This window comes from Allobosea sp. P2_B12, from assembly GCF_056404835.1.
In genome coordinates this window covers 73,326-97,866 of the sequence record NZ_JBFUDG010000011.1, presented here as the reverse complement: position 1 = coordinate 97,866, position 24,541 = coordinate 73,326, and the positions used below count along the sequence as shown (strand labels likewise).

18 protein-coding genes are annotated in these 24,541 nt (G+C 65.2%); 7 read left to right on the top strand and 11 right to left on the bottom strand.

Features of this window, described 5'->3' with window-relative positions; all coding sequences use genetic code 11:
- Window positions 1-35: 35 nt before the first annotated feature.
- Complete coding sequence (locus AC1DYU_RS21715; RefSeq protein ID WP_476793436.1) at window positions 36-923, bottom strand: helix-turn-helix domain-containing protein; 888 nt, start codon at window positions 921-923, stop codon at window positions 36-38.
- Window positions 924-1,140: 217 nt separating this feature from the next.
- Here AC1DYU_RS21715 and AC1DYU_RS21710 point away from each other — a divergent pair, with 217 nt between their 5' ends.
- The 3 genes from AC1DYU_RS21710 (at window position 1,141) to fhuB (ending at window position 6,380) form a co-directional block, all read left to right on the top strand.
- Window positions 1,141-3,363: a TonB-dependent siderophore receptor gene (locus tag AC1DYU_RS21710; protein WP_476793435.1), complete on the top strand. Its 2,223-nt coding sequence runs from the start codon at window positions 1,141-1,143 to the stop codon at window positions 3,361-3,363.
- A gap of 178 nt (window positions 3,364-3,541) precedes the next feature.
- Window positions 3,542-4,402 (top strand): ABC transporter substrate-binding protein, encoded by an 861-nt coding sequence (locus AC1DYU_RS21705; RefSeq protein ID WP_476793434.1) that lies wholly within the window; start codon window positions 3,542-3,544, stop codon window positions 4,400-4,402.
- Window positions 4,395-6,380, top strand: coding sequence for a Fe(3+)-hydroxamate ABC transporter permease FhuB (gene fhuB / locus AC1DYU_RS21700; protein WP_476793433.1), 1,986 nt, complete (start codon window positions 4,395-4,397; stop codon window positions 6,378-6,380). Before AC1DYU_RS21705 ends, fhuB begins: the two co-directional genes overlap by 8 nt.
- A gap of 86 nt (window positions 6,381-6,466) precedes the next feature.
- Here the strand turns inward: fhuB and AC1DYU_RS21695 are convergent, their stop codons facing one another.
- From AC1DYU_RS21695 to AC1DYU_RS21650, 10 genes are all read right to left on the bottom strand, one after another.
- Entirely contained in the window at window positions 6,467-7,324 is an 858-nt protein-coding gene (locus AC1DYU_RS21695; RefSeq protein WP_476793432.1) for an ATP-binding cassette domain-containing protein, read from the bottom strand.
- Between the two features lie 316 nt (window positions 7,325-7,640).
- Window positions 7,641-8,603 (bottom strand): dihydrodipicolinate synthase family protein, encoded by a 963-nt coding sequence (locus AC1DYU_RS21690; protein WP_476793431.1) that lies wholly within the window; start codon window positions 8,601-8,603, stop codon window positions 7,641-7,643.
- Between the two features lie 70 nt (window positions 8,604-8,673).
- Entirely contained in the window at window positions 8,674-9,990 is a 1,317-nt protein-coding gene (locus AC1DYU_RS21685) for a TRAP transporter large permease (protein WP_476793430.1), read from the bottom strand.
- Entirely contained in the window at window positions 9,987-10,499 is a 513-nt protein-coding gene (locus tag AC1DYU_RS21680; RefSeq protein ID WP_476793429.1) for a TRAP transporter small permease subunit, read from the bottom strand. The genes AC1DYU_RS21685 and AC1DYU_RS21680 overlap by 4 nt, the downstream gene beginning before the upstream one ends.
- Window positions 10,500-10,563: 64 nt before the next feature.
- Window positions 10,564-11,625: a TRAP transporter substrate-binding protein DctP gene (dctP, locus tag AC1DYU_RS21675; protein WP_476793428.1), complete on the bottom strand. Its 1,062-nt coding sequence runs from the start codon at window positions 11,623-11,625 to the stop codon at window positions 10,564-10,566.
- A 928-nt stretch (window positions 11,626-12,553) separates the two neighbouring features.
- Window positions 12,554-13,774, bottom strand: coding sequence for a glycosyltransferase family 4 protein (locus AC1DYU_RS21670; RefSeq protein WP_476793427.1), 1,221 nt, complete (start codon window positions 13,772-13,774; stop codon window positions 12,554-12,556).
- A complete protein-coding gene (locus AC1DYU_RS21665; RefSeq protein WP_476793426.1) occupies window positions 13,771-14,835 on the bottom strand; it encodes a glycoside hydrolase family 5 protein in 1,065 nt (354 codons plus the stop codon). Before AC1DYU_RS21665 ends, AC1DYU_RS21670 begins: the two co-directional genes overlap by 4 nt.
- Window positions 14,832-16,610: a serine aminopeptidase domain-containing protein gene (locus tag AC1DYU_RS21660; RefSeq protein ID WP_476793425.1), complete on the bottom strand. Its 1,779-nt coding sequence runs from the start codon at window positions 16,608-16,610 to the stop codon at window positions 14,832-14,834. Before AC1DYU_RS21660 ends, AC1DYU_RS21665 begins: the two co-directional genes overlap by 4 nt.
- Before the next feature lie 53 nt (window positions 16,611-16,663).
- Window positions 16,664-18,064, bottom strand: a complete 1,401-nt coding sequence (locus tag AC1DYU_RS21655; protein ID WP_476793424.1) for a lipopolysaccharide biosynthesis protein — start codon at window positions 18,062-18,064, stop codon at window positions 16,664-16,666.
- The gene (locus AC1DYU_RS21650) at window positions 18,061-19,287 is read right to left on the bottom strand and encodes a glycosyltransferase (protein ID WP_476793423.1); all 1,227 of its coding nucleotides are present in this window, start codon (window positions 19,285-19,287) and stop codon (window positions 18,061-18,063) included. Before AC1DYU_RS21650 ends, AC1DYU_RS21655 begins: the two co-directional genes overlap by 4 nt.
- 480 nt (window positions 19,288-19,767) lie before the next feature.
- Between AC1DYU_RS21650 and AC1DYU_RS21645 the strand changes: the two genes are divergently transcribed.
- The 4 genes from AC1DYU_RS21645 to AC1DYU_RS21630 all read left to right on the top strand — a co-directional run bounded on the left by AC1DYU_RS21645 (window position 19,768) and on the right by AC1DYU_RS21630 (window position 24,537).
- Window positions 19,768-21,720 carry a GumC family protein gene (locus AC1DYU_RS21645; RefSeq protein ID WP_476793422.1) on the top strand — a complete coding sequence of 651 codons (1,953 nt, stop codon included), beginning with the start codon at window positions 19,768-19,770 and terminating at the stop codon, window positions 21,718-21,720.
- Window positions 21,720-22,979 (top strand): UDP-phosphate alpha N-acetylglucosaminyltransferase, encoded by a 1,260-nt coding sequence (locus AC1DYU_RS21640; protein WP_476793421.1) that lies wholly within the window; start codon window positions 21,720-21,722, stop codon window positions 22,977-22,979. Before AC1DYU_RS21645 ends, AC1DYU_RS21640 begins: the two co-directional genes overlap by 1 nt.
- Window positions 22,980-23,265: 286 nt before the next feature.
- Window positions 23,266-23,940 carry a methyltransferase domain-containing protein gene (locus AC1DYU_RS21635; protein WP_476793420.1) on the top strand — a complete coding sequence of 225 codons (675 nt, stop codon included), beginning with the start codon at window positions 23,266-23,268 and terminating at the stop codon, window positions 23,938-23,940.
- Between the two features lie 351 nt (window positions 23,941-24,291).
- A complete protein-coding gene (locus AC1DYU_RS21630; RefSeq protein WP_158485237.1) occupies window positions 24,292-24,537 on the top strand; it encodes an acyl carrier protein in 246 nt (81 codons plus the stop codon).
- The last annotated feature ends 4 nt before the right edge of the window (window positions 24,538-24,541 follow it).

The window sequence follows — 24,541 nt, the reverse complement described above, 5'->3', positions numbered from 1 at the left end:
TCATACGAGCCCGGTTCCCCGCATCCCGCCTCAGCTCATCCGACGAGCCGCCGCGAGCGCTGCCAGGCCGCGGGCGTCTCGCCGACGATCCGTCGAAACACGCGGGTGAAGTGGGCTTGGTCGGAGAAGCCGGATTCCACGGCGATGTCTGTCAGCGAATGTGCGCCGGCCGCCAGCATGGCCTGCCCCCGCCTGACGCGCTCCTGCAACTGGAACTGATGCGGCGGCAGGCCGGTCGCGGCCTTGAAGGCGTGGCTGAAATGGGATTGCGAAAGGTCGACCACGGCGGCCAGATCCTGCAGCCGGATATTGGCGCCGCTATGGGCTGAGATGTAGTCAGTGACGCGCCGCAACTGCCCGGCCGTCAGCGAGGACCGCTTGCGCGGTTGCCCACGCCGAACCTGGAAGAGGTCGATCAGCAGCGCCAAGGCGAGGCTGTCGCCATAGAGATCGTGCCGGCCCTCGGATGCGGCGCACTCGGCCGCGATCATCCGCGCCAGTGCCATGATGCGCTCATCCTCGAACATGATGCGCGGCTGGGCCAGCAGGGCGACGTCGAGGCGCTCAGACAGGCGCTCGGATATCTCGTCGGGGTTGAAATGCAGGTCGAGATGCCGGATTCGCATGCTCTCGCGCGTCCGGCCCCAGACCGGGACATCGGCCGGCAGATAGCTGATCGAGCCCTGCCGTGACGTCCTCATCCTGTCGTCGCGCTGCGGGTCGAGCCAGGTCTCGAAATCGCCCCCGGCCTTGTCCAGCACGATGAAGAGCCGCGGATAGGGCGAGATATACTCGCCGCGCGCCCCGGGCTCGCATTGCGCCCGCCAGAGATCGGCGATGACCCCGTTGAACGCCCGGCATTTGAGCGCGTCGACGACCGTCACGCCCTGCCGGACCGACTTCATCTGAGGCTGGAAAGACATCGCTTCATCCCGAACTGGTGACGGCAAGCGGCCAAAATACAACTATGCCGCCCGATTGTAGATCGACACCCATGATCGTTCAATGCACAACAGAAACGATCAATCCGCTTGGCGGTTTAGCTGTTACGGAGGATTAGCTTCAGGCGGGCGCTGTTTTGAACAATTCTAAATACGAATAGTTCGACGGGACCACAATTAGATCGAATGGAATATGCAGATGAACTATCATAGATCTAAGAATATCAGATCTATTCTTGCCTCTGCCGTGTCGCTTGCGGCGCTGCTCTGTGGCCCGACGGCGTTCGCCCAATCGACGGCCGCTCCCGGTCCGACGATCCAGCTCGACCCGGTCATCGTCGAGGGCCAGGCCGAGACGGTGAGCGGCCCGGTCCGGGGCTATGTCGCGCAGCGCACGGCCACGGGCTCGAAATCCAACACGCCCATCACCGCCGTGCCGCAATCGGTCTCCGTGATCGGCCGCGACGAGATCGAAGACCGCAACGCCCAGAAGGTCGACGAGGTTCTGCGCTACACCTCGGGCGTCACCGCGCAACCGTTCGGGCCCGATCCGGACACCGACTGGGTCTTTATCCGTGGCTTCCAGGCGACGCAGACCGGCGTCTTCCTCGATGGCCTGTCGAACTATTCCTATGGCTTCGGCGGCTTCCAGATCGACCCGTTCCAGCTCGAGCGCGTCGAGGTGCTCAAGGGTCCCGCCTCGGTGCTCTATGGCGGCGGCAATCCCGGCGGCATCGTCAATCTCGTCAGCAAGCGGCCCAACGGCCGGAATTTCGGCCTGGTCGAGGCCGGCATCAACAATTTCGGCAACGCCTATACCAACATCGACATCGGCGTCAGCGACAAGCAGGGCGTCTGGAGCACCCGCCTGACCGGGCGCCTCAGCGGCGGCGACCAGTACACGGATGTCTCAAAGGACTTCCGCGGCTTCATCCTGCCGCAGATCACCTATCAGCCGACCGGTGCGACCCGCATCACCGCCTATGCTTCCTACGCGGCGCTCGACCAGATCCATGTCGGCGGCGGCTTCCTGCCCTATGTCGGCACCGTGGTGAATGCGCCCTTCGGCCGGATCGCGCGCAAGGCCTTCCTCGGCGAGCCCGATATCGACAGCCAGAAGCGCACCCAGGCGATGGTCGGCTACGAGTTCCAGCATCAGTTCGACGGCTGGACCTTCAGCCAGAACGCGCGCTATGGCCGGATGAAGGGCTCGCAGCTCGGACCCTATGGCTTTGGCTATGCCGGCCCCGATGCGCCCTTCGGCGATCGCTTCCAGCCGCTGGCCCCGGATTACCGGCTCTACCGCATCGGCTTCCAGGAGCGCACCTCGGTCGACACCTTCCTGATCGACAACCGCCTCGAGGGCGGCTTCCGCACCGGCGCGCTCGATCATTCGCTGCTGCTCGGCGCCGACTACAAATACTTCAACATCGACCACACCCAGGCCTCGGGTGGCGCGACCACGATCAGCGTCACCAACCCGGTCTATGGCGCGCCGCAGGGCCCGACCGGCGTCTATCTCAACCAGGACCTCAGCCACCACCAGATGGGCCTCTATTTGCAGGACCAGATCCGGTTCGGCGATGGCTGGCTCGCCACGCTCAACGGGCGCTACGACTTCGTGAAGAAGAAGTCCGTCAGCGCGCCGGGCCTGCTGTTCTCGCCGAGCTACAGCAAGGAGGAGGCTGCCTTCTCGGGCCGCGCCGGCCTTGCCTATGAGTTCGCCAACGGCCTGACGCCCTATGTCAGCGCCGCGACTTTCTTCAACCCGGTCTTCGACGCGGTTCCCAATCTCGCCGGCGGGCAGGCGACGCCGTTCAGGCCGGAAGAAGGCCACCAGTACGAGGCCGGCCTGAAATACAAGCCGGGCTTCATGGACGCGCTGTTCACGGCTTCCGCCTTCCGCCTCGTCAAGCAGAACGTCGTCAATCCGGCGCCGACGGTCCTGAATCCCTTCGGCCAGCAGCAGCTCGGCGAGGTCACCTCAACCGGCGTCGAATTCGAGGCCAAGGCCAATCTCACCGAGAACCTCAAGCTCCTGGCGAGCTTCACCGCCTTCGACCTGAAGACGACCAAGGACACACGGCCCGCCTATGTCGGCAAGACGCCGCAGATCGTGCCGGAGGTGACGGCTTCTGGCTGGCTCGACTACACCTTCACGGAAGGCGCGCTGAAGGGCGTCGGGCTGGGCGCCGGCGTGCGCTATGTCGGCAGCTCCTGGGTCGACAATGAGAATACGCTGAAGGTCCCGGCCGTGACGCTGGTCGATGCGGCGATCCGCTACAAGATCGGCAACTGGGGCGTCGCGCTCAACGTCACGAACCTGTTCGACAAGGTCTACGTCAAGAGCTGCCAGGGCTATTCGAGCTGCGGCTATGGCGATGCGCGCACCGTGACCGTCTCGGCCAACTACAAATGGTAGCAGGCCGGCCGTTCCGGCCCTATGCCGAGGCCGTGGCGCAAGCCACGGCCTCTTCGTCTTGCGGGTTGCCGAAGCTCATGACCAAGCGCCTCACCAGCCGCCACGGCCTGTTTTCGTGACAAGGCTCGTTGCATCGAGCCTTGCTGCATCGAGGGTTGCCGCATTGACGCGGCGGGGCGTGCTCGCCCTGCCGGCCGCGATCACCTTGGCCGCGCCAGCCCTGAGCGCAGCGCAGCCGCGCGTCGCGACGGTCGACTGGGCGGTGCTGGAGACGCTGCTGGCGCTCGGCATCACGCCGGTTGCCGCGACGGAGCTGCTGCAGTTCCGCGAGGTCGCGGTCGAGCCGGCTGTGCCCGCCTCCGTGGCCGATCTCGGCCTGCGCGGCACGGTCAATTTCGAGATGCTGCGGCTGGTCCGGCCGGAGCTGATCTTCATCTCGAATTTCTACGCTTCGTCCGAAGCGCGGCTGCGGCTGATCGCGCTGGTCGAGAGCTTCACGATCTATGCGCGCGGCGTCGAGCCCTTCGTGGCGGCCGAACAGATGACGCTGGCGCTCGGCCGCCGGCTCGGCGCGGAACAGGCGGCGCAGCGCTATCTCGCCGAAACGGAAGCCGAGTTCGCGGCGCTGCGCGGCAGGATCGGAGGGTTCGCGGGGCGCCCCGTCATCCCGATCAATCTCGGCGATGCCCGGCATTTTCGCGTCTTCGGCGCCGATAGCATGTTCGGCGAGGCCCTGGCCCGGCTGGGCATCGCCAATGCCTGGACCGACAGCACGAGCTATTCCGCGATGGCCCCGATCGGGCTGGAAGCGCTCGCCCGCGTTCCCGAGGCCTGGATCGTCCTGATCCCGCCCACCCCGCCGGACGCGATGCGCATCCTCGGCCGCAGCGCCTTCTGGAACGCGCTGCCGACTGTCGCGGCCAAACGTGTCCTGACGCTGGATGCGATCAACCCCTATGGCGCGCTGCCGGCCGCCCGGCGCTTTGCCAGGCAACTCGTTGCGGCGCTCGACCATCGCGGAGCCGCGTCGCGTGGCTAGGGGAACGGTCCTGCAACGCCCGGCGCTGCGCTGGCTGCTGCCGGCGGCGCTTGCGCTTGTGCTCGCAACCGCGGTGATCGCCAGCCGCGCGCCCTTGCCGGGCGACCCTGCGGTCAACGCCGCGCTCGAACGCATCCTGCTCTGGCACAGCCTGATGCCGCGCTTCGTCACGGCGCTGATCTCAGGCGCGGCGCTCGGCCTCTCCGGCCTGCTGTTCCAGCAGGTGCTGCGCAACCCGATCGCCGACGCCTCGACGCTCGGCATCGCCTCCGGCGCCCAGCTCGCGCTGACCGTGGCGACGGTCTATGCGCCTGCGCTGATCGCCGCCTCGCGCGAGACGACAGCGCTGGCGGGCGGGCTCGTGGCGGTGGCGATCGTGCTGGCGCTGGCTTGGCGGCGAAAGCTCGACCCGGTGACGGTGGTGCTGTCGGGCATGGTGATCTCGCTGATCGCCGCCGCCCTCAGCGCCACGATCGTGCTCGCCAAGGGCGAATATGTGCTCTCGCTCTTCATCTGGGGCGCCGGCTCGCTCAACCAGCAGAGCTGGGATGCGCCGCTGATGCTGGCGCCTCGCCTCGTCCTGGGTGGTGTTGCGGCAGTGCTGCTGTTGCGCCCGCTCGCCCTGCTGGCTCTGGATGACGACAGCGCCCGCAGCCTCGGCCTGGCGCTCCATGGCGCGCGCATCCTCGTCCTGCTCGTCGCCGTCTGGCTGGCGGCGACGGTGACCGCCGAAGTCGGCGTCATCGGCTTCGTCGGGCTGGCCGCACCCATGATTGCGCGCGCTGCCGGAGCACGCCGCCTGCGTGACCTCCTCATCGCCGCGCCTTTTACCGGCGCGCTCCTGTTGTCTGTGACGGACAGCGCCGTGCAACTGCTGGGCTCCGCCACCGCCGATCTTGCGCCCACCGGCGCGGCCACGGCCCTGATCGGCGGGCCGCTCCTGCTCTGGATGTCGCGGCGCATGGTCCAGACCGTTCCGCCCCAATTGAACGGCTCCGGGCAGGGAATGGCCAGGCTCGGCCGTCCATGGCTCGCCATCGCGGCCGTCGGCTGCGTCCTTGCCGTGCTCGGCGCCATCGCGCTGGTGCTCGGCCGTGGTCCCGGCGGCTGGAGCCTGGCGACCGGCGCGCTCTTCGCCGACCTGCTGCCCTTCCGCGCGCCGCGCATCGTCGTCGCCGGGACGGCCGGAGCGATGCTCGCGGCAGCCGGCACGCTGATGCAGCGGCTGACCGGCAATCCGCTCGCCGGGCCCGAAGTGCTCGGCGTCAGCGCCGGCGGCGGCCTCGGCCTCGCTGTGCTGCTGCTGCTCGTGCCCGCGATCGGCCCGCTAACGATGCTGGCGGGCGCCGCCGGTGGCTCCTTCGCCGTGCTGCTGGTGATGCTGCTGATCGCCGCGCGCCCCGGCTATGGCCCGCCGCGCCTGCTGCTGGCCGGCATCGCCTTGGGCGCGCTCTGCATGGCGATCGTCTCGACCGTGCTGGCGCAGGGCGACATGCGTTCCTATGCGCTGCTGCTCTGGCTCTCAGGCTCGACCAACCGCGTCGGCGCCTTCGAGGCCTGGACAGGCCTCGTCGCCTGCCTGCTACTGGTCGCGCCACTGTTCCTGTTCTCGCGCTGGCTCGACATCCTGCCGCTCGGGGACGGTGTCAGCCGCGCGATCGGTCTGCCGCGCATCGCCAGCCGGCTGTTGCCGGCAGCTTTCGCGGCGCTGCTGACCGGCATCGCCTCGCTGTTGATCGGCCCGCTCAGCCTGGTCGGGCTCGTCGGCCCGCATCTGGCGCGGCTGTCGGGCTTCGTCCAGGGCCGGCATCAACTCGCCGCCTCGGCGATGCTGGGCGCCGCCGTCATGGTGCTGGCGGACTGGCTGTCGCGGATCGTCGCCTTTCCCTATCAGGTCCCGGTCGGGCTCTTCGCCGCCCTGATCGGCGGCCCCTATCTGATCTGGCTCTTGAGCCGAGGAGCGGACCGCAATGGCTGAACCTGATAGGCTCGTCGCCGCGACAACCGTCCCGCTCGCCGATCCCGCTGCGATGCTGGACAGGCTCTGCGAGCATGGCAGACGGCCTATCGGACGAAGGCGAGCGGACGTGCCGTATCGGGATGGCGCATCACCCCCATGTTCACGCCGTAGATCCATTGGAGCCGCTCGGGCGTCAGGATCTCGTCGGGCGTCCCGCGGGCGATCATCCGGCCCGAATGCAACGCGATGATCTCATCGCAGAAGCGCGCTGCCATGTTGACGTCGTGCAGCACCACGACCACGCCGAGACCGCGCTCTTCGGCAAGGCGGCGGATCAGCGTCAGGACCTCGACCTGATGCGAGATGTCGAGCGCCGAGATCGGCTCGTCGAGCAGCAGACATTCGGCGTCCTGGGCGACCAGCATGGCGAGCCAGACGCGCTGGCGTTCGCCGCCCGACAATGTATCGACCAGACGGTCAGCGAACCCCGCGACATCGGTCAGGGCCATGGCCTCGGCGACCTTCTCGCGATCGACCTGGCCGAAGCGGCCGAGTGCGCCGTGCCAGGGATAGCGGCCGAGCGCGACGAGCTCCCTGACCAGCATGCCGACAGCAGGCGGCGTCTGCTGGGGCAGATAGGCGACCTTGCGGGCGAAGGGCCGGTCCCCCCAATCACCAAGCAGCTTGTCCTCCAACTGCACCGCGCCTGTGCTGGCGGGCTGCTGGCGGGCGAGGATCTTCAGCAGGGTCGACTTGCCCGAGCCGTTATGGCCGATCAGGCCGACCACGCGCCGCGCCGGCAGCGTCAGCGTTAGCGGCTCCAGAAGGACTCGCGCTGGAATCGAAAAGGACACCGCCCGCAGGGCGAACAGGTCTTCGCGACCGGCGGCATCCGCCGCGAAAGCGGAGCGGTCCGGCGATGCGGTTTCGGCTTGGGAGAGGGTCTTGGACAGCGGCTTCATCGACGGGACCTGGTGCAAGGCTGAACGCGATCTTGAGGGCCTTCCGCGCTTTGCAGGGCGCTTGTCCGGTCTCGGACGCACTATGGCGCGACTGCACCCCACACTCCCTATACAAAGCAAAATTATCTCACAACACCAATGATTTAGAGCCGTTCCAGGAAAGGGTTCCGTGTGCCTCGCTTCCTGTGCTGGAATAGAGGGAATGTGGGCGGCTGCGGCATCGCACCGTGGCGATGCGCTGAAGCGGATGATCCCTCGGCCCGACTCGAACGGCCAAGCTCGTGCCCTCCCCAGCATGATGGCGGCCTCGGGGGCCTCAGGCTGCGAGCTTGAGCGCGCCGTCGCGGGTAATGCCGGCCTGATCGAGCGCCGTCTTGATCCGCGCGATCTCGGCGTCGCCGATCTTCATCAGTGGCGGGCGAACCACGGCCTTGTCGAGCCGTCCGAGCACCACCAGCGCCTCCTTCATGCGGTTGTGCATGTCGAGGAAGGGCGGTGCATAGAAGGCCTGCGAAAGCGGATAGATGCGGTCGTTCACGGCCTGTGCCGTCTTGAGGTCGCCGGCCTGCACGGCCCGGAACAGCGCGACCTGCAGATCGGCGATGACGCTGCCGGAGCCCGACAGCAGGCCGTTGCAGCCCAGCGTCAGCGAGGCCATCAGCCAGGCGGAGTGCGTGGTCAGCACGTTCACGGGACGGGACAGGTTCTGGAAGGTGCGGATGTGCTTTTCATGCAGCATCGCATCGTTCGACCAGTCCTTGATCGCGGCGATGCTGGGCACCTTGTCGAACAAAGCGAGCAGGGTGTCGAAGGTGTAACCGAGATGGCTCGCCATCGGATACTGGAAGGCGATGATTGGCAGGTCGGTCGCGTCGGCGATGCGGCGGTAATGCGCGATCGCCATGTCCGGCCGCAGATGCCCGCCCATCGCCATGCTGTTGGGCGGGAAGACCAGCAGCGCCGATGCTCCCTCCTTGTCCGCCATCGCAGCGAGGCGGGCCGCCTCGATCGAACCGTCGGCATAGATGCCGTTGATAACCGGCACCTGATCGCCGACCTCGGCCATCGACGCTGCCAGGATCTGCTGCTGCTCCGCGAAGCTGCAGGCATGGACCTCCGAGGCGTGGCCGTTGACCGTGACCGCCGAGACGCCGTCGACCAGCGCGCAATCACGCAGATGCTTGCGGGTCTGGCGCTCGTCGATGCTCATATCCTCGTTGAGCGCGAGCAGGGTGGCAGGAATGACTCCGGAGGGGCGGAAATCCTTGAAACGAGGCATAGGCGTCTCCTCTCGCGTTCGCGGATATGGCGGTTCGGCATCCAGCCGTTCCAGAGCCCGCCTGCACCGCTCAGTTGCCGTACATGACCTTCGGCATCCAGGTTGCCAGCCCCGGGAACGCGATCAGCAGCGCCAGAACCAGCAACTGACAGCAGATGAACGGGATCACGCCCCAATACATGTCCTTGAGCTTCATGCTCGGCGGCGCGATCGCCCTCAGATAGAAGATAGAAGGCGCCATCGGCGGGGTGAGATAGGCCGTCTGCAGCATCACCAGTAGAACCACTGCAAACCAGAGCGGGTCAATGCCGAAGCTCTTCACCAGCGGGATCGCGATCGGAACGATGATCAGGATGATCGAGATCGAATCGATCAGGAAGCCGAGGATGAAGGCGACGAACAGGATCACCGCGATCACCGACCAGGGCGACAGGCCGAAGGCGTCGAGGACGGCCTTGGTCGCGGTCATGCCGCCGGAGGCGAAGAACACGCCGGAGAACATGCCGCCGGCCAGGATGATCGCCAGGATCATCGCGGTCAGCGAGACGGTCTGCAGCGCGGCCTGGTACAGCAGGCTCCAGCTCATCCGGCGATAGATGATCGCCAGGATCAGCACGCCGAGCGAGCCGCAGGCGGCCGCTTCGGTCGGCGTCGCCAGCCCCATGAACAGGGTGCCGAGCACGGTGAAGATCAGGAAGGCCGGTGGGATCAGGGCGATCAGGGTGAACCTGATCTTCTCGCCGAAGCTGCGCGGATCGGGCTCGGTCTCCGGCGGCGCCAGCGATGGTTTGATGGCGCAGACGATCAGGATGTAGACAATGAACAGGCTCGACATCAGCAAGCCCGGGATCAGGATGCCGGCGAGCAGATCGCCGATCGACATCGCCGCGATCGGCGCCAGCACCACCACCGGGACCGAGGGCGGGATGATCGTGCCGAGCGAGCCGCCGCCGCAGATCGTGCCGGCGACCAGCGAGTTGTTGTAGTTGCGCTTGAGCATGGCGGGGATGGCGAGCATGCCGACCAGCGTCTCGGTGGCGCCGACGACGCCGCTGGCCGCTGCGAAGATCGTGCACATCAGGAGGGCTGCCACCGCGAGCCCGCCCGGCATGCGCCGCGTCCACATGTAGAGCGCGTCGAAGAGCTTCTCGGCGATGCCCGCGCGCTCGAGAATCGAGCCCATGAAGATGAAGAGCGGGATCGCGCCGAGCACGTAATTGGTCGAGAGGTCGTCGACGCGCTGGGCGAACTGGTGGACGAGCGTGCCGCCGAAGCGCAGAAGCCCGAAGCCGAGCGCCGCCAGCATCATCGAGAAGGCGACGGGGAAGCCGAGGAAGATCAGTCCCAGCAGAACCGGGAACATCCACATGACGGTCTGCGAGGTCATCGGGCTGGCCCTTCAGTCTCGCGGCCGAACACGACCAGGAGATTCTCGATCGCCTTGCCAAGGCATTGCAACGCGAACAGCCCGAAGCCGAGCGCATAGATGAAGCGATAGGGCCAGATCGGCGGGTTCCAGGCCGACAGGCCGGAGCCTTCGCCGCTGCGATAGACCCCGGCGAAATTGCTGATCAGCACATTGGTCAGCCAGAACAGCATCCCGGCCATCAGGATGTAGCCGAGCCCGTCGATCGCGGCGATGCCGCGCCGCGGCAGCGCCTGATGGATGAAATCGACGTTGACATGCTGGCCCTCCAGAAGCGCGTAAGAGAGGCCGAGCAGGAAGATCGTGCCCATCATCATATAGCTGAGCTCGAACGCCCAGGCGGTCGGCGCCGAGAAGGCGTAGCGGCTGACCACTTCGAACACCATGGCGAGGACGAGCGGGAGCACGACGAGCGCTCCCAGCCGGCCCGACCAGAGCGAGAGCAGGCCGATGAATCTGACGATGGGCATGAAGAACCTCGAATGGGGCGGCGTGGCCGGCGTCGGCTTTCGCAGACGCCGGCCTTGCGGGAGATCAGCGGCTGCCGGTTGCGAAGCGGAACTCGGCCATCGGCTTGACGCTCTTCATGAAGGCGACCTGGCTCTCATAGGCCTTTTTGAACCAGGGGTTCGTCGCAGCCTGCTTCTCGGCCCATTCGCCCGAGACCTTGACGACGGCGGCTGTCAGGCTCGGATCGACCTGGACGACTTCAAGGCCCGGCGTCGCGCGGATCGTCTTGTAGGCGTCGAGATCGCTCTTGGCGTAGCCGAGATAGGTGTCGAGCACCGTCAGGCGGCCGGCGAGTTCGAGCAACTGCTTGTCCTTGTCGCCGATCTTGGCCCAGGTCGCGTTGTTGAAGATGCAGTCATGCGCCCCGGACGGGGCGTGCAGGCCTGGCATGATGATGTATTTGGCAACCTTGTGGAAACCTTCCGACAGGTTGCTGCCGGGGCCGCCCCATTCGATCGCATCGACGACCTTGCGCTCGAGCGCGCTGAACACTTCCGAGCCCGGCAGAACGACGGTGGAGGCGCCGAGCATCGGCGCGATCTCGGCCCAGGAGGACGAGGTCCGCAGCTTCAGGCCCTTCATGTCGTCGGCCGTGCGGATCGGCTTGTGCGAGTGCATGAAGAACTCGGTCTCGAGCACGCCGCAGGGGAAGGCGACGACGTCGAACTTCTCCTTGCGCCACTGCTTCCACAAATCGGCGCCGCCGCCATTGTAGAGCCACATCATCATCTCTTCCGGGTTCGGCCCCGCCGACCAGCCGGAGAAGATCGCGCCGGTCCGGTCGATGGCCCAGTCATAGCCCGGCCAGGAATGGCCCATATCGGCGACGCCCTTCTGCACGGTCTCCGTGACCTTGAGCGCCGGGCCGAGCGCGCCGGCCGGGAAGACGTTGATCTTGATGCGACCCTCGGTCATCTTCTCGACGTTCTCGGCATATTTCTTGGCGCCGATATCGAGCCAGTGGCCGCCCGCCCAGGGCGTCGCCATATTGAGTTCGAGCTTGTTTTGGGCGAGCGCGCCCTGTGTCGTCAGGGCAAGGCCGCCGACGAAAGCGGCGGTCGTGATCAGGCTCTTGAGTTTGGTCATGGTTATTCCCCTTCCCTCTGTTTTGATTTCTGGCAGATGTCTCGTTGCAGCGCCCCGTCCGGCATCGCCTGATGCTCGGTCGGGAGGAGCCGCGAGAGCGGCATTGCGGGCGGGCCGGCTGGATGAGGCCAAAGCGAGGTCATGGGCGTGACGCCGGTGTGGCGCGCTGCCAGTCCAGGGCGCGATCGCGCAGGGACGCGCCGGAGCGGCAAAGCGAATGTCCGGTCCCCATGCCAGATTCCCGTTCACGACTTCGGCGCCCTCCGCCTCGACCATCATCTGTCCGCCGCTGGCACGCGAGGATTGTTGCTACCGATATCGAACAGTCTGCCTGCTCATATATCGGCGCCGGCCTTCCAACGCCGCGACGCCGAATTTGCCTGAGGCAAAGATCGCGCCAAGCTGAAATTGCCTGAATCCTCGTGGCTTTTTGGGTGAAGACGTAGCAATGCCGACACCTTGCAACGGGTGCCTTCATATATCAATTGGCGAATGGGCGCCTTGGATTGGATTGTGACGCCGCTTCTTAGCCAGGCTTTTTCGAGGCGCCAGATAAAGCCGCGTGCGAGGGGTGATGGCACGGAGACGTGGCTTGTTGTGCGGCGGCTCCGGCCGCGGGCCCGTGAGGGCGATGCCGAGGCAGATCATATCGCCGAGCCGGGATCCCGTCTCCGTCAGCCGCGCCGGACGCCCATGCCTGGCCGCGGCAGGGGCGCTCATCAGTCCGGCGCCGCCCCCGACAACGATCACGTCAAATACAGCCTCGCCCGAGCCGCAATCCCGACTGACATGCAGGTCAGTATGAAGTGTAGGGCACGGCAGTCAACGGCGATGCGTCGACTGGCACGCCGTGGAGGACCAGCGAGGCTGGCTGACAGGGCGCGTGTCGCTGCCTCGCTCCTTCGGCGGCGACACAAAGCCGTAATGATCAGGACTGTCCGGGCCTAGGGAGGGGTGGGTCCTCCCGCTGATGTCGCTCGCGATCGAGCCGTCCCTGAAGCGCGTCTTCGTAGAACGCCCGATAATTCAAGGCGACCTGCTGCCAGGAATAGGGGGCGAGGGCGTCGACGTCGGGCTTCAAGGCCCCGCGCGAAGCTTCCAAAGCCGCGAATGCCTCGACGATGACGTCTGCCGCGTCCGCGGGAGCGGCGAAATCGGCGAGACGGATCACGGGATAGGCCTCCGCCAAAGCGACGAAAGCGGCATTGGGCTGGACGACGGGGATCAGCCCCGCGCTCATCGCCTCGATCAGCGCAAGGCCAAATCCTTCGTAATCCGAGGCCGAGACGAAGAGCGAGGCGCGACGCATCAAGGCCCGGGCGCCTGCATCGTCCAGGCCGAGATGGATGTCGATCCGGTCCGCCAGGCCGGCCCGAGCGACGGCGTCGCGCAGCGCGGCTTCGGACCAGTCGGATTCGACGCCGATCATGTCGAGATGCCAGTCGGCGCCCGAGCGCAGCAATTCTGTCATGGTCGCGATCAGGTTCTCGGGACGCTTGTTCTTGGAGAAGCGCCCGATGCTGACGAGACGTCGAACCGGTTCGGGGCTGGACGCGCCGCGGAATTTGTCGAGATCGACGCCGTTCTCGATCACGCGGACCTTTCCGGGCGCCACCGTCTCGAACATCCGCGCATCATTGGCGCTGCAGCCCGCGATCCCGCGATAGGCCAGAGACGACAGCCGTGTCGGACCGTTCATCCAGATCGTCTTCAGGCCGGAAAAGTCGCGCGTGTGGAAGAAGCCGCCATGCGTCGTCGCGACCAGCGGCTTGCGATGAAACATCCAGCCCAGCGCGAGAGCATCGAAAAAGAAGTCGATGGCGTGGACATGGACGAGGTCGGCACGCGACAGATGCGCGAAGACCGACGGTGCGACGGGATAGCGCGAGGAGCCGAGATAGGGAATGCGCCGGACCGGGATGCCGTCGATGACCTCTTCCCGCTCCAGCCGCCGGCCCGGATCGGCAAACAGCCGGTCGAGTGTCACGACCGAGGGCTTGAGCCCCATACGCAGCTGCGCCCTGCAAAGGTTGGCGACAACATCTTCCAACCCCCCGCGATTCGGCAGAAACTGCCGGACCACATGGACGATCCGCATTCCTTCACGCACGCCCATGCCCTCACGCACGCCTGTGAGCGGCGCGTTCACGGACGTCCCGTCCGGCCACAGCTCGCGTTTTTGGCCGCCTTGGTTTTCAGTTGCTCGATGAGCGCCTTCATCTGCGGGCGCTCTCCCGCCACGGTGGGTTCGAGGTTGAAGACGTAGTCGGGCGGCCACCATGGCCCGGCTCCCCAGGCAGCCCAGCCGATCCATTGTTCCGGACGCGAATCCAGACGGGTGGTCATCTCCTTGAAGACCTTGACGCATTCGGGCCGGTCGGAGGCCGCGAATTCACCTAGGAAGCCTTGTCGGCCATGGGTCTCCAGCCAGGCGCTGACGTCGTCGATGGCCTTGAGCGCGCCCTGCGCTGCAGAGCACTCCGGCTGGCGGCCGGAATAGTCGGCATCGAGATATTGGTGGAAGTCGTAGGCGAACCGTTTCAACGGGTCTTCGATCGCCAGCAGGTCGCGGCCGTTGTTGCCCACCGGCAAATCCGCCGTCCAGCTATGGGCGCCGCCATAGGCGGTCCCGGTGACCAGGAGCATCTGCCGGGCTCCCGTCTTGCGGATCGCGGCGATGGCGACGTTCTGGATCTTCGCCCATTCGGCGCTGTGGATGTCGTAAGGCTCGTTCATGATCGAGAAGACCACGTTCGTCCGGTCGCGATAATGCGTTGCCAGCCGCCGCCAGACATCGCCCAATGTCGAGGCCGGCAGCGCCGGGGAGCCGAGCTTCTTGCCAGCGTAATAGCCGAAATTGTGCAGGTCGAGGATCGCGACGAGACCGGCGGCCTTGGCCGTGTCGATGCTCTGGTCGAGACGGGTGAGCTCGGCCGCATCGAGCTCCCCGCCGAGTTTGGGCTGGATGCGCTCCCAGCGGAACGGCAGTCGGAGGGAGGTCATGCCGAGCCCCGCCAGCCGGCGGATCGCCGCCTCGGCAGGATAGGTATAATCGGTGTTCGGCCGCCCCGGCACCGTGCCGAATTCGGCGCCCGAGAGGTTGACCCCGCGCAGGCAGATTTCCGCGCCCGTTGCCGGCACAGCGACCCCCAACAGGCCGGTGACCGCCAGCAGCAGGCCCGCGCTCCGCCGCCTCGTCGCGATAGTCATGGCTTGACGGTCTCCAGCAGTCTGTCCCGCAGACGAAGCGCCGCGCCGAGATGGGTGAAATTGTGGTCGGCGCGGGGAATGGTCGAAAACGACACGTGGCGATAGGCCGAGATCCCGTCGCCGGTCTTGCCGAAATAAGTGTTGAACTCGGCCAGGCCGACATCCCCTTCGGCATAGATCAACGCGACATCGACCTTGCGGGTCGCGAGTACGCCGAAGCGCCGGTGGCATTCGCGACGCAGCCGGCCATGCTTGGTCAGGCGGCCCAGCCAAGGCGCGAGCCGGATCGAAATCTGCTTCAGGAGGCGAAACAGGAGGTAGCGCCCGGCCGGACCGATGCGCAGCTGGCCCGTCAACAGCCGCCGCAGCCCGCCCTTGCGCTTCAGGGTCGCGCCGAAATCGCCGACGCTGCGATGGGCGTACCGGATCGCATCCTCGACGCTTTCGTCGGGGTCCCAGACGAAGCGCTCGTTGTTGACCATCACGAGCTGCCGGACCCGCTTATCCGCGACGGCGGCGTTGAAGGCGGCATAGGCGCCGCTGCAGCGCCCGATCAGGATCGGGTCCTGGTAGCCGCGCGTCTCCATCAGGTCGAGGGCGAGGCTGACGTCGGCGATCTGTTCGTCGGAGTAGAGCACCTCCTCGGGGCCGTTCTCGTCGGCGAGGCTGTCGCCGATGCCGCTCGTATCGAAGCGCAGCGACGCGATGCCCCGCGCCGCGAAGGCGCGAGCCTGTGCGACGGTGACGCGGGCCCAGCCGATATGGTAGTCGCGGCCTGCGTTGACGAAGACGATCGACGAGCGCGAAGGGCGGCCCTCGGGTTCGCAGACGACACCGAAGAGGCGTCCGCCGGGACCGAACCGCACAGGGCTCTCGACGAAGCCCGGCCCGCGGAGGCTCGCGGCCTGCCCCTCATGGGGCCGGGCAGCCGCGAGCGCGAGAATGCTCCGTTCCGGCTCTCTCGCACGCAGCGCGACCCAGTCGACGATGGCCGCGATCGTCGGCAAAGGCGGCCTGGCGCCGGTCGGATCGGTCGTCAGCATCTCGTAGCCATCATAGGGCGCGCTCGTCACGACGGCGCCGCGCTCGGCCAGATGCGTCGCGAGCGCCGCATCGCCGGGACGCGACAGCAGCAAAACCTCGTCGCAAGGGCGGCTGTCGAGATCGAGCAAGCCGAGCTTTCCGATGGCGGCGAGGCGTTCCGGCGGCAACCGTAGGCCCGCCACGGCACAGCCGGTATCGTCGTCGGGATCCATGCCGATCCCGATGCGGTCCGCGACGATGCGCGTCCAGACGGATAGCTCGCGCAGGTAGCGCTTGCCGCTGACGACCGGCGCCATGACGACGCAGCCGGAAACCGGAGCCAACGAATCCGCCAGACGCAAGGCGAGCGTTCCGCCGAGGCCCTGTCCCAGCAGGATCAGGCGTGAGCAGCCGCTGGCCTGCCTGAGCAGATCGGCGGCGGCGCGCACGGTCTCGGTCCAGTCGTCTAGACCGGGCGGCACAGCGACATCCAGCGCATCGCCAAGACCGGGATAGTCGAAGCGCAGGCAGGCCATGCCGGCGAGGGACAGCGCTTCTGCCAGGGTGCGCCAGGTGCTGCGCAGGCAGAGTTCCTCATAGCCGACGGGGCCCAGCATCAGAACCGCGACGGAGGCGGCTCCGGGATAAAGCATGCCGATGGTGCCCGAGAAGACGACGGGCGTTCCCTGGCTCGACAGCGCGGCCATCGGCGCCGCCGGAAGCTCGGGCGCCGTATCCTGCCGTTGCGCCATGACCGGTGTCCGTTCAGCCGCCGCGCCCATGTCTCTGCTCCGCATCGGCATCTTCAATGAACGGCTGTTTTTGCCGCGGCTTCGGCAGGATCGCCGCCGGGCACGGACCGTATCGGCTCTGGCGTTGTCGGGCCCTGGAAGAGGAAGGGCCTGAAGAACGCCGTCGCCATGTTGTCGATCGCATATTTACGCTTGATCCAGTGCCAGGCGGCCAGATTCGAGGCCAGCGACATGAAAAGCCCGGCGATCGCGATGCCCATCAGCCCACCGATCTGGGCCAGCCCGTACAGCAATCCCAGGTAGAAAACGAAGATCACCGCGCGCGCGATCAGGAAGAAGCGCTCGCCGCCGCCGATCATCAACAACCAGGAGCCGGGCCCGAAAAAGGCCTGCGAGACCGACAGCACGCACAAGGCGGTCAGGACATTGGCATGCTGTGCGAAATCCGCGTTGAAGATCGACAGGACGAAGGGCGCGATCATCGCCAAGACGAGCGCGCCCAGAAGCGAAATGCAGAAGCTGGCGAAGGACAGGCGGCCAATCAGGAGCTGCGCCCCGGCATTGTCCGATTTCTGGAAGCGGGCGGCGATCATGGGGATGCCGACGGTATCGATCGCCGCAACCGGCAGGGTCAGCAGCATCGCGATCCGCAGGGCCACGAAATAGAAGCCAGCCTTGTCCAGCCCCAGCACCGCGCCGATCAGGATCGTTTCCAGATAGGCCGACGACGAGTTCAGGATGTTGTTGGCGATGAAATACAGGCTTTCCCTGCGCCAGATTCCACGGGTCTCGGCAGGGACATCGTCGTGGGGGGGCAGCCAGCCCCAGCCTTCGCCGCGTGTGAACGCGACGGCCTGATACAAGGTCGTGGCCCCCAGCAGGACGGTGACGATGGCCATGACGACCTCGCCATCGGCGCGATAGCCGATGAGGCCGGCGGCGGCGATGCACAGGATCGACGCGCCGCGCCAGATGATCTCGCGGGGCACGAGCGACAGGTTGATCCGCCCGTGAATACGGAAATAGTTCTGCAGGTACTCGCTGACGGCAAAGACCGCCGCAAAGGCCAGGGCGACCCAGAGATGCCGATAGGGCTCCGGCAGCCTGTCCGCGAGGACGAAGAACAGGACGGCCGCAACGATCAGCAGCCCGCAGCCGAGCGCGAGCCAGCGCGCATTGACGCCGATCAACGCCTGATTCAGCCGATGGCCGGCGTCCTCATGGCGCTGATAACGCTTCACCACGAGAATCTGCTGACCCAGAACCGCGATCAGGCCCAGCGCGCTGCCGATCGAAAACAGGAAGACATAGAGGCCGTATTCCTGGGTGGACAGGAAATGGCTCGCCGTCAGCAGGACGAAGAAGCTCAGGAACGTGCTGCTGAATCGCGACGAGAAGGCAGATACGAACCGCCTGGCCTCCGTCCGCCTGGACAATCCCAGCAGGGTTTTCACGGCGTTGCGTCCTGTATCGCCGGCACGCGGCGCCGCTGCGCATTGCGCAGCAGCTCGGCGAAGACGGCCTCATAGGACGCTGCGATCCGTTCGGGCGCATAGCGCCGCGCCGCTTCGAGCGCCCCGGTGGACAGGCTGGCGATGCGCTCCGGGTTTTGGACCAGTTCCGTGATCTGCTGCGCCAGGGCGCCATCGTCTCCGGGCGCGAACAGCGCGCCGCTCACGCCGGGCTCGATCGTCTCGGGTATTCCACCCGAGCGCGCTCCGATCACCGGAACACCATGGACGAACGCCTCGATCACGACGCGGCCGAAGGGTTCCCGGAAGACGGAGGGCACCACGAGCACGTCGATCTGGGGAAAGAAGGCATCGGGCTGAACCCAGCCGAGGAAACGTGTGTTCTCACTCGGGAACCGCTCCGGCAGCGCGGCGGCGTAATCGCCTTTCCCGGTTCCGGCGATCAGGAATTCGACTGGCTGGCCTTTCAGGCGATGGGCGGCCGCAGCCAGCGTGTCGAGTCCCTTGATCGCATCATGGACACCGATGAAGCCCAACCGCAACGGCCGGCCGTCGCGCGGACCCTCGCGAGGCACGGCTGAACCGTGCGGCGCGATCGCGCCGGGAATGCGATATGAGGTGGCGTGAGGGAAATAGCCCTCGTCGAGATGCCGCGCGACGATGAAATCGGTCTCGCCGATGACGGCGTCGACGAAGCGCGACGTCAGCTTCTTGCCATAGGAGGTCGCCCGGCAGGAGGCGCAGGCCCGGGCGCAATTGTCGCCGTTGCGCCACATGCTGCCCTTCCAGCACAAGAGAAAGGTGCTCCGCAGGATATGGCAGACGGGCACGCCCTGGCTTCTGGCCGCGGCCCAGGTCGCCACGTTGATGTTCTCGATCGAGTCCGTGAGCACGATGTCGGGTCGGATGCGCCTGATCTCGCGGCGCATGGCGAAGAAGGCGCGGGGATTGAAATTCTCCAGCGCATGCCAGGCGAGCTTTTTCCACGCGGGGCGCGGCAGGCGGTAGTTCCAGTCGATATTGAGCGAACGCAGCCTGTGGACCGGCACGCCGTCGAAGATCTCGTGCTTGTCCTCATCGGCGACGTTGATCACCTCGACATCGTGGCCTGCCGCCAGCAGCAGCTTCGCCACGATCATCGCCGAAATCGGCCCGCCGCCATCGATGAACGGAGGGAATGCCGCACAGGCCATCAGAATCCGCATGCCGCTCCCTTTCTCCGGGACGCTTCCATCATCGTCCCAGCGGTACGCACGGCTGCTCGCGTCGCCCGATCCTTGCTGAAGGAAAGGGTCATGATGCCTGAGGTTGCCGCAACGCCGTTACCGGGGATTCGGCGCGGCGTCCTGATCGAGGTCTGAAGCGGGTCGGCAATGCTGCGGCTCCACCCAGGACGCGTCTCCAGGACGGCGGCGTTGGTCTCTGTAAGTACGGACGATTTCTCTAAATATCTATTTATCACCAAGGCCAATGACAATAAACATCGAAGCTATCTCCGCATCAATCGTGGTTAAATCCGATTTTAGATAAATCTCTACAGATCAATAAAATTTTAGCTGTCTACTTAGGGGAATCTTAACCACGGATCGCCAGCATACCTGTTGGATTTCAGCGCCTTCGGCTATCTGCCCTTCGGGCCAGCAGAACCGGCCGGGGGCATCAGGCCGCGTTTCGGGAGGCTTCAGGTGGTTGCTGCGTTGGAGGTCGGCGGACGACGCGACGCGCCATCGCCGACCTCGGCATTCAGCTTGCCGGAGCTCCTGGGCCTGTTGAAGCGCAGGCGCCGGATGGTGGCGGCCAGCGCCGGTCTGACGCTGCTGCTCGCGCTCGCCTATCTCGCCGTCCAGACGCCGGTTTATCGCGCGACGGCCGAATTGCTGGTCGATCCGCAGGCGTTGCAGATCGTCGGCAAGGATATCGTGCGCGCCGACAGCTCGGCCTCGATCGACTTCGCCAATGTCGACAGCCAGTCGCTGGTAATGACCTCGTCGGGCGTGCTGCGCCAGGTGATCAGCGATCTCGACCTCGAGCAGGACGCCGCCTTCACGCCTCAGCCCGGGATTCTCGCGCGCCTTTTCGGCAAGCTTTTGATGCCGACCCCGCAACAGCGCGCAGCCCAGACGATGGATGCGCTGCGCCGTGCCATCGTCATCCAGCGCGTAGAGAACTCGCTGGTCTTCCGCATCATCGTGTCGCATCCCGAGGCGGAAAAATCGGCCGATATCGCGAACTCGCTCGCCAGGGCCTATTTTCGCCAGGGCAATGACGGGCGTCGCGGCGCGGTCGAGCGCGCCAACGAGTCTTTGATCAGCCAGATCGCCGGACTGCGGACGCAGCTCAACGATGCGGAAGCGGCCATCCAGGCCTTCCGGATCAAGAACAACCTCGTCAGCACCGGCGAGACCGGACTCGTCGTGACGCAGCAGCTGCGCGATCTCTATACCCAGATCGGCCAGGCCAACGCGGAACTTGCCCGCCAGACGGCGCGTCGCGACGGCATCGCCAACCTGCGCGACACTGCGCTGCTCTCCGATACCATTCCCGAGGCCCTGACCTCGACCAGCATCGTCTCGCTGCGCACGCAATACGCACAGACGGCGCGCGAGGCGGCGAGCCTGGCGCAAACGCTGATGCCCCAGCATCCGCGACTGCTCGAGATCCGGGCGGAATTGGCCGAGACGCGCAAACTGCTCGCCGCGGAACTCGGGCGCGTCCGCTCCTCGGTACAGCAGGCCTACCGCCAGGCAGAGTCGAACCTCGCTAACCTCCAAAAGCGCGCCGGTGAGTTGACGAGGTCGCAGGAAAACAGCGGCGTCGCCCAGATCCGGCTCCGCCAGCTCGAGAGCGAGGCCGAGGCGATCCGGGCCGTCTACAATGCGTCGTTGACCCGTGCCCGCGAACTCGATCAGCAGAAGAAGATCGAGACGAGCAATTCTCGCCTGCTGTCCGAAGCCGTTCCGCCCGCGGTCGCATCCAAGCCGCCTGCGATCATCGTCCTGGCCGTCGCTCTGCTGTTTGGAGCCTGCGCCGGATTGGGCGTCGCCTATCTCATGGAGTTGCTGCCCCCACGGGTCGGCAAACTGCTGCCGCAGAGCGCATTGACGCCCAAGCAGGCCGGAGAAATTCTCGGCGTTGCCAGCGTGGCGCGGCTACCCAAGGACATCGCCGGGCGGCTGGCTGCGCTCGTCCCGGTCGCAAAACTGCTCCAGGCGCAGTTCGGGCGGCACCTGCCGGCTTCCGTCCTGATCGCCGGCCCGCTCGACGCTGCGGCGCAGGCCGATATCGCGCAGCATCTTGCCCAGGCCCTGGCTGAGATCGGCGAGAGCGTCCTGATCTATCGCGAGAGCGCGGGGCGCAACGACGTCAATATCCGGCGCTTCGATAGGGGCACGGGCGCGTCGGGAGCTGCGTCGCGTCGCAGCAATTTCGTACTCGTCCTGCGGTCCGGTGCGGTCGCCAGCCCCCGCGCGGTCTCGCCCGATGCGGTCGTGCTGGCGGCGGATCTCTCGGGGATGGGGGCGCCCGACATCATCAAGGCGGCCGCGGAAGTCGATCCGACAGGCGAACTCGTCGTCGCGCTCGTGACCCCGGGCGAAGACGAGCGCCTGTTTGGAAGGTGGCCAAGGGCTGCTGCCTGATGGTCGCCGGGCATCATCTCGGGGATGCAGATGGCCCGCATCCGCCAGCGCCGTTGGTGCTCGCGCTGCTGGTGGGAGCGCTCACCTTCAACACCGCACTGTGCTTCCTCAACACGAATGTCATGGGCGTCAACGACACCATGGTCATGGGCTCCGAGGTCGTGCTCGTTGCCACAGCGCTTTATCTCGGCCTCGGCCGGAGCGCGGCACCCTATGTCGTGCTGGCCGTCTTCATCTCCTATGCTGCCATGCTGATGGCGATGCGCCCGTTGCTCGACCCGAAGGCGGTACGCGACTTTCTGATCCCGATCGCCTTCTACCTGCTCGGGCGGAGCTGCCGGGATCCGCGGCTGGCCGATCGTGCAGCCCTGACCTGCGGCCTGATCGTCGTCGTCTTCGGCCTTTTTGAATTCCTGGCGCTCGACGTCTACGTCAAATATTTCAACATCATCAAATACTACGTCGCGCGCGGCACGGTCGCGCCCTCCGACGTCAAGGCCGAGACCGGAGCGCTCTTTGCATCGGGCATACGGCCCGATGCGCGCACGCTGCTGCCCTTCCTGGGACCACACCGCGCCTCATCCGTCTTCCTGGAGCCGATCTCGACCGGAAATTTCGGCGCGATCATCTATATCTGGTGCCTGAACCGGAAAGAGATGAGCAAGCGTTGGCTGACGATGGCGACGGGCATCGGCGCGATCATCCTCAGCGACTCCCGGTTCGGCGCCAATGTCTGCATCGTCGCGACGATCGCCTGGTTCTTCGCGGCGCGCACGCCACGCTTCGTCTGGCTGGCCGCGCCCTTCTTCGCGCTGGCTGGGCTGGCCATATACGGCTTCACCAGTGCGGAGGTGAACTGGCAGAACAACTTCGGCGGCCGCCTCCTCTGGACGGCGCGGCTCATAACTTCGCTGTCGCCGTCGGCTGTATGGGGCCTTTCGCCGGACAAGCCCTTCCTCTCGGATTCGGGTTACGCCTACTCGCTCAACCAGATCGGCCTGATCGGCGTGATCGGCTTCTGGAGCCTTTTCATTTTCACACCGGAGCGCTCGCCCCGGGCCTGGCGATTCAAGGCCAGTGTCGCGGCGTATATCTGCCTGCTGATGCTCGTCAGCGATTCCGTCTACTCGATCAAGACCGCCGCGCTGCTGTGGTTCCTGATGGGCACGAGCGATGCCGCTCCCGATGCGGCCAAAGCGAGGTTGGCCGCTGAGCCTGCGGACCCGCGCCCGGGTTACCTGGCCGCCAGGACCGTCTGAGCCTGCGACAGCGCGGGTCAATTGGCGACCGAGAGCGGACTCGATCAATCAAGCGGGTTAGCATAACTGGTTGAGGGAAGAAATTATAGCTTTCCATCGCAGCTCGGCGGCAAGAGAGCTTTACGAAGTGCTATCGAACCCTCGGAAAGCGACGTTTCACCGAGTCCTGAATATTAATAATCGCTTGGTAATCGATCGACGTCGTTGGCTGAGGGTCTTGACTGTGCGCTCTTTAACTCAATCCGAATTTCGCGCTTCTATTGATCTTGAGAAGCGAAAATTCCATATGAATTCCTATTTCGAAAGCAGTTTCTACAGGCAGTATCGCTCAGCGAACATGGCTTTGAGCCGGCTTGCGCCGAGATCGCGTATCCTCTCATTAGGTGCCGGCGGCGCGTTTGTCGAAGAAGTCGTTCAAAAACAACTTGATGCAGCCGTTTATGTTGTCGATTTTGCTGAAACACTTGCTATAGAAAATGATACATATAAAAATTTTGCCGGAACGTTTCCGGGGGATATTTCCGATTCGGATTGGTTGTCTCCGCTAAACGAAATTGACGCTGTATTCTGGTTCGATAATATCGAGCACCTCCGGGCGGATCCGACAAACATATTTCGGAAATTGATATCCTCTCTCTCACCAACTGGACAAATTTTTATCACGACTGACAATTTTGCCAGATTGAGAAATATACTGAAATTGGCATTCAGCAGGTCGATTGTTGCCTTGCCTCACGATCTATTCTCGAACGTCGACTTTGAGCACGAGTACGTGCATAGGCGCGAGTATACGAGACCAGAATTGGAGTCTTGCTTGAACAATGCGGGATTGAAGCTTGTTGAGTTTGAAATGCTTTGGCAGGCTCCAGCGGAACCGCTGAAAAAAATGCCTTTCCGAATGTTTGAGACCCTCTTCCCTCGTTTTCGCCCTCACATGTTGCTCCGGGCAGTGCGAGCCTAGCCCTCGGCCTGGCGAGAGAACCGACAAAGCCCGGCCTGATCGAACTTGCGACCGGGCGGAAGGCGGGCGCGCCGGATAACACCGCAAGGCGATTGCCGTTTACCAAAGATTGCAAGATGCCGCCGGCGGTATGTTCGAATGCAGGTTTCGACGAAATCTGCAACGCGCCATTAAATTTTCCGCGGTATGCCAGCTCCATAAGAAAACACCGCGTCGAACACTACAAATCAGGACTTCGCGAGAGATGAGACCCGCAGGAGCCTCGGCGGGCGCGCGATGCGCTCGTCGTGTCTTCGCACGCGACGTCATCCTCCCGAGGTTACCAGCGGACGAAATGGGCAGGGCCAAACGATGAAGAGCAGGATCAAGGACATTCTCAAGACGACGGCCCGGCTGCCGGTCGACGTCGCCACCCTCTCCGACGACGCCGATCTCTACAATGCCGGCCTGACCTCGTTCGGCACCGTCGAGCTGATGATGGCGCTGGAAGAAGCCTTCGAGGTCGAGTTCCCCGACAAGATGATGAACCGCCGCAACTTCGCTTCCGTTGCGGCGATCGAAAACGCGATCCAGAGCATCCAGAGCGAGCGCGTCTGATGTC